This window comes from Pyramidobacter sp. CG50-2 (assembly GCF_003612005.1).
In the GTDB taxonomy this organism is placed as follows: domain Bacteria; phylum Synergistota; class Synergistia; order Synergistales; family Dethiosulfovibrionaceae; genus Pyramidobacter.
Window position 1 is genome coordinate 1 of the sequence record NZ_RAWT01000080.1, and the last position, 6,154, is coordinate 6,154.

A 6,154-nucleotide genomic window follows, 5' to 3' on the forward strand; every position below is an offset into this window, starting at 1 on the left:
GTTTCATGAACGGTATTATCTCAGAGTGACATTTTCTTGGAACAGTTATGGGGGACTTTATCACTGAACAACGACAGAGCAAACTGTTAGTCTTGACAAATTTTATCGGAATAACTTATATTGAACGGGTTCCGGGGGGAACAGGCAGAGATTTTCGCGGAAAATCCGCACGTTGAATTTGGAGGGGGACTTTTACCATGGAAAACATCAAGGGCACTCAGACCGAAAAGAATCTTCAGGCCGCCTTCGCCGGCGAATCGCAGGCGCGCAACAAGTACACCTATTACGCCAGCAAAGCCAAAAAAGAAGGCTACGAGCAGATCGCCAGGATCTTCGAAGAGACCGCGGGCAACGAGAAAGAGCACGCCAAGATCTGGTTCAAGCTGCTTCACGAGGGCGACGTCCCCACCACGGCGGTGAATCTCGAGGACGCCGCGGCCGGCGAGAACTACGAATGGACCGACATGTACGCCGGTTTCGCCAAAACCGCCCACGAAGAGGGTTTCACCCGCATCGCCAAGCTTTTCGAGATGGTCGGCGCCATCGAGAAGGAACACGAAGAGCGTTACCGCAAGCTTCTTGCCAACGTCGAGAACGGTCTGGTCTTCTCCCGCGACGGCGACATGGTCTGGCAGTGCGCCAACTGCGGTCACATCGTCGTCGGCAAGAAAGCGCCGCAGGTGTGTCCCGTCTGCGCTCATCCGCAGGCGTATTTCCAGATTAAGGCGAACAATTATTAAAATCTGCGAATACAAAAAAGCGGCTCATTCCCGTAAAGGAATGGGTCGTTTTTTTACGCGCTTCAACTGGGTTTTACGAGAACGAATACGGCGGTATAATAAAATTCCCGTGTCATATTCAGCGAAGAAAAGGAGCGGGTTTTCATGACGGGTCTGACGGTCGCCGGGATCGTTTTGGTTCTGGCGCTGATCATCGGCGTGGGGCTGTACTCGGGAAGAAGGGTGAGGAACGCCAAAGACTTTCTCACCGGAGGCGGCAAGGCAGGTCCGGGGCTGGTCTGCGGCGCGCTGATGGGCAGCCTGGTCAGCAGCCAGTCGACGCTGGGTTCTGTGCAGCTGGCCTTCCATTACGGCCTGGCGGCCTGGTGGTTCACGCTCGGTTCCGGCCTCGGCTGCCTGCTGATGGCGCTGGGATACGCGAAGGCGCTGCGGAACAGCGGCTGCGTCACGGAACTGCAGATTATCTCGGGTGAATACGGCGGCACGGTGGAGAGCGTCGGTTCCGTGCTGAGCGCGACGGGGATCTTCATCACCGTGCTGTCGCAGGTGATGGGCTGCATCGGTCTGTTCACGCTGATGTTCCCGTCCATGTCGGTGACAACGGCGGCGATGCTGGCGGTGCTGGTTATGTGCTGTTACGTGATTTTCGGCGGCGCTTGGGGAGCCGGCATGGGCGGGGTGGTCAAGGTGACGCTGCTCTATCTCTCGCTGATGGGGGGGGATGATACTGATCCTTCGTTTCGAAGGCGGGCTCGGCGGCTTGACGGCGTCGCTGGAGCGGCTTCTGGGGGGGACGCCGCTGGGTTTGGTGCAGCAGGCGGCGAACAACGTGCCGAATTTGACGGGCGCGGCTGATATTTCCCGTCGTTTCATGAATTTGACGGCGCGCGGAACGATGAAGGACCTCGGTTCCTGTGTGTCGCTGCTGCTCGGGGTGCTCTCCACGCAGACGTACGCTCAGGCGGTATGGAGCGGCCGCACCGACTCGGACGCCCGCAAGGGCGTGTTGCTGAGCGCCTTTTTGATCCCGCCGCTGGGTATCGCCGGCGTGCTGATGGGGTTGTCCATGCGCGCCCATTATCTGACGGCGGCCGAAGCGGCGGCGCTGGCCGCCGTCGGGCAGGCCGTGCCCGACCTGCCGGTGCTGGCCAGCACGCTGCACGTGATGCCGGCCTTTGCGATGGATCATCTGCCGCCGATTCTGGCCGGCGTGGTGCTCGGAACGCTGCTGATCACGGTGATCGGCGGCGGCGCCGGGCTGTCGCTGGGGATGGCGACGATCCTCGTCAAGGACATTTACAAACGCTTCTGGCCGCGTTTGTGCACGCCCGCGGGGGAACTGCTGGCCACGCGTTTGACGATCGCCGTTGTGCTGATCGTGGCGGCGGTGCTGTCGATCGTCATTCCCAATAAGACGCTGAACGATTTCGGTTTTCTCTCCATGGCGCTGCGCGGCGCCGTGGTCTTCGCGCCGATGACCTGCGCGCTGGCGCTCAAGGGACGCATCCGTTCCGGGTTCATCCTCGCGGCGATCGTTTTCGCTCCTGCAGCGGTGGCGGCGGGGCATTTTTTCGAACTGCCCGGCGATCCGCTGTTGACGGGCATGGGAGTCTCGGTCGGCGGCTGTCTGCTGGGGCTGCTGTTCCCGCCGCACAAGCGATAAAGAGAGGTCCCCGAAAGCAGCGAGTTTCCCCTGGTTCTGCGCACGGGGAACCCGCCGTTTTTTTTGAGGGGCGTCTTTCTGGAATTCTACGATTCTTTCGCTTATACTTATGAAGTCGTGAGTTTCCGGTATCGTCAAAAATTCAGCCGATTTGGGGAACGACAAAAGAGGTGAGATTCTTTGCTTGGATATTTTCGCCGCCACCGCGCGGTGGCCTCGCTCTTTCAGGGCGCGCTGCTGGCGGCGCTGATGACGCTGTTTCTGGCCTGGCCTCTGTACCGCTCCTGGATTTCGGCGAATTTCCTGACCTTCGTGATGTCGGAACGTCTGCGGACGACGCAGCTGTTTATCAAGTTTGCCGGCAGTTGGGCGCTGTGGTCGGCGATCTTGTACTGGCACGGCGGCGCCGGCGCGAAGATCTACGCGTTCTTTCTGTTTTTCGAGTTTGCGCCGGCCTTTCTCTGCCACGCGCCCAGCGGGCTGTACGAATATGCCTGCCTGTGCCTTTTTCCGGCCTGCTGGACGCTGCTGGCGTGTATGCTTTCGCAGCGATTCGCGGGCGCGAAGCGCCTGTTCGGAGCGCTGCTGACGGCGCTGCTGGCGGCTGGCGTCGCGCAGTACATCGTCTATTTCGTCTATATCGTACGCTATGGGCGGCGGCTGGGTTCCAACACGCTGATGACCGTTCTCGGCACAAATCTTGTCGAAGCGAGATCTTTTCTGTTGGATCAATTCGGTTTGTTGCCGACGGCGGCCAGTCTGGGGCTGTTCGTGCTGCTGGCGGCGGTGCTGCGCTCGCTGATCCGGCGCTGTCGTCCCGTGAAAAGCTTGTGGTGCGCCGCCGCGACGCTCTGCTTTTGCGTGGCGTTGGCCCTGTCCTGCCGCGCGAAGGCGACCAGTTACAGCAATCTTTTTTTTGACTTTCAAAAAGGCTATCGTCAGTATCAAACGGCGCTCGACAGTTTGGAAAAAGCCCGTTCCGACCCGCAGCGCCGCATCGAGGACCTGAAGATCTCCAGAACGGGACGCGGCGAAGTCTGCGTGGTCGTCGTCGGCGAGTCGGTCAGCCCCAGGCACATGCAGCGCTGGGGCTACCGGCGCCCCACCACGCCCTGGCTCTGTTCCAGCGACGCGGCGGTCCAGGAAGCGCTGATCGTGCTGGAGCGCGCCTATTCCTGCATGGTTCACACCGAATCGGCCGTGACGCTGGCGCTGAGCCAGTTCAGCAATTACGACCCGCGCGTGCTGCTGCATTTCGACCATCGCGACAGCTCTTTCATGTTCACCGGCATCATGAAAGCCTTTTCGCTGCTTGAGATCCTTGCCGGCGCCGGCGTCAGGACGCACTGGTTCAGCAACCAGGAGAAGATCGGCGCGTACAACAATCTGGTCAGCGCGCTGTCGCGCGACGCCGGAGAACAGGAGTTCATCGAAGACCTGCCGCTGCTCGACCGCAAAAACGGCCATCAGGACGAAGAGCTTCTGCCGCTGCTGCGCCGGGCGCTGCAGCGCGCCAAAGACGGCGAGAGCCACGCGATCTTCCTGCACCTGCGCGGCAGCCACTGGAGCTACCGCAACAGCGCGCCCGAAAACTGGCCGTGGCTGCCCCGCGTCAAAGGCAGCAAACTCCTTTCGCGCGAGCTGCGCGAGCGCATCGACGCGTACGACCGCAGCCTCACCTATACGGACGACCTGCTGCGGCAAATCACTGAAATCCTCGCCCAATCGAAGTTTGCCGTCAGCAGCATGGTCTATTTTTCCGACCACGGCGAGGACGTGACCGGCGTCGGTCACAACTTCGACGCCTTCAAACCCGTCATGGCCGAGATCCCCGTGGTGCTGTGGCTTTCGCCTGAATATCGCCGCCGTTACGCGGCGACGACGGCGCAGCTGCGCGCGAATTCCGGCCGCATCTTCACCAGCGACCTGATCTGCCCGCTGGTGCTGGGGCTGATGCACGTCCAGCACGCCAACGCCGTGCCGGAGCGTCAGCTCACCTCGGAGAAATACGCCGTCAACGAACAGAACGCCCGCTTCTGGGAAGGCCGCCTGCTCAGATCGCTCGTGCCGGATCTTTAGTTTTTTGACGCCTGCTTCGGAATTTCTTTGCTCTGCATGGAATATCGGGCGAAAAAATTTGAACGCCGCTTTTGATGAAAATGTCGCATTGTTCCCTGCGTGCAGGTCTGCCTGTAACGAAAACGAGCCGCAAGACAAACGGACAGCCGCTTCCTCGAATAAGAGGAAACGGCTGTCCTTTTGCGTTCGATCGTTTTTGGCCTAACGGCGCGGTTTGAGCGAGTCGCGGTAGATTTTGGCGACCACTTCGCTTGTGGCGGCGACAGGGGCGAGGTCGAGCAGGCCGCCCAGCGACGGCGTCTCGCGCGTGAGGCGCACGAGCTTGTCCACGTCGGCTTCGGTGTAGCCCATGTCGGCCAGCTTCTCCGTGACGCCCATCTTGAAGATCCACTGCTCCACGGCGTCGGCGGCAGCGGCGGCGTTGGCCGGGTCGGCGGTGATGCTGCCCGGCAGCATCGGGCGCAGCACGTCGATCAGCGTCTCCGCGGCGGCCGGCCAGCAGGCCTCGACGACGGAGGGCAGGATCATCGCCAGTCCCAGGCCGTGAGTGAGCGCAGGCTTGATGGCCGAGAGCGGGTGCTCCAGCCCGTGGGTGAGGTGCAGCATGCCGTTGTCGAACGAGACGCCCGCGATCATCGAGGCGTAAAGCAGGAAGTAGCGGGCTTCGAGGTCGTTCGGGTTGGCGACGGCGCGGGGCAGGTACGTATCCACGAGACGCACCGTCTCCTCCGCCAGCAGGATCGTGTAGGGCGAGGCGAACAGCTTTGTGGTCGCGGCTTCGACGACGTGATTGACGGCATCGATGGAGACGTAGCGCGTCTGGTTGGCTCCCAGCCCCGTCATCAGCGCCGGATCGTCGATGGCGTAAGTGGGATAGATGCAGTCGTAGGCAATGGCGGGCTTGAAGTCCTTTTCGAGGATCGAGGCCACGGCGAAACGGTCCACCTCGGTGCCCGTGCCGTGGGTCAGATTGACGGCCACGATCGGCTTGGCTTTGTCGGGCGTGAAGCGGTATTCGTACAGGTCGCGGGCGTTTTTGTCGGCATATTCCAGCAGGATGGCCGCGCTCTTGGCCGTGTCGATGGGGCTGCCGCCGCCGATACCGAATACCGCCGTGGCGCCGATGCCCCTGCCGAGCGCGACCGCTTCGTCGATGCCGTCCACGGTCGGATTGGGCGTGACCTTGTCGTAGAGGACGTAGTTGATCTTGTGCGCGGCAAACGCCTTGACCACGTGGTCCCACGCGCCGGTGGCCTTGTAGGAACCGTGCCCGGTGACCACGAGCACGTTCTTGACGCCCTTGTCGGCCAGCGCCTTGCAGATGTCGTCCACCCTGGCGATCGCGCCGACGCCCAGATAGCACGTCGTCCGCGAGATGATCGTCTTCACTTCGTTGATGTTGATGTTCTTTTCCCACATGACATTTTCCCCCTCATTAATGTGATAAAATTCACATATTTTGTGACTAAAATCACAATACATCGCGAACGAGAATTTGTCAACAGGAAATATGGCGAAGTTTTGTTTTCCCGATGCATTTCCCGCGGCGAAGGCCAAAAAAGAGGCTGTCTCAAAAGTGAACTGCTCCCTTAAAGTTATACTATTTCTCAATTAAAGCACCTAACAATCCATTGTCTTGCGGTAATACTCCTTATGGTCTGAGCGGTGAGAT

The 6,154-nt window shown here is 60.4% G+C and carries 5 protein-coding genes; 4 read left to right on the forward strand and 1 reads right to left on the reverse strand.

Going from position 1 to position 6,154, the window contains the following annotated elements; translation table 11 throughout:
• The first annotated feature begins 197 nt into the window (after positions 1-197).
• The 4 genes from rbr to D7D26_RS11620 all read left to right on the forward strand — a co-directional run bounded on the left by rbr (position 198) and on the right by D7D26_RS11620 (position 4,482).
• Complete coding sequence (gene rbr / locus D7D26_RS11610; protein ID WP_078015218.1) at positions 198-740, forward strand: rubrerythrin; 543 nt, start codon at positions 198-200, stop codon at positions 738-740.
• 144 nt (positions 741-884) lie between these two features.
• Positions 885-1,595 (forward strand): sodium:solute symporter family transporter, encoded by a 711-nt coding sequence (locus D7D26_RS12680; protein ID WP_233543564.1) that lies wholly within the window; start codon positions 885-887, stop codon positions 1,593-1,595.
• Positions 1,596-1,635: 40 nt separating this feature from the next.
• Positions 1,636-2,403 carry a sodium:solute symporter family transporter gene (locus tag D7D26_RS12685; protein ID WP_233543565.1) on the forward strand — a complete coding sequence of 256 codons (768 nt, stop codon included), beginning with the start codon at positions 1,636-1,638 and terminating at the stop codon, positions 2,401-2,403.
• A gap of 180 nt (positions 2,404-2,583) precedes the next feature.
• The gene (locus D7D26_RS11620) at positions 2,584-4,482 is read left to right on the forward strand and encodes a phosphoethanolamine transferase (protein ID WP_120373153.1); all 1,899 of its coding nucleotides are present in this window, start codon (positions 2,584-2,586) and stop codon (positions 4,480-4,482) included.
• Between the two features lie 201 nt (positions 4,483-4,683).
• Here D7D26_RS11620 and D7D26_RS11625 read toward each other — a convergent pair whose 3' ends face one another.
• The gene (locus D7D26_RS11625) at positions 4,684-5,901 is read right to left on the reverse strand and encodes an iron-containing alcohol dehydrogenase (protein WP_078015221.1); all 1,218 of its coding nucleotides are present in this window, start codon (positions 5,899-5,901) and stop codon (positions 4,684-4,686) included.
• Between the last annotated feature and the right edge of the window lie 253 nt (positions 5,902-6,154).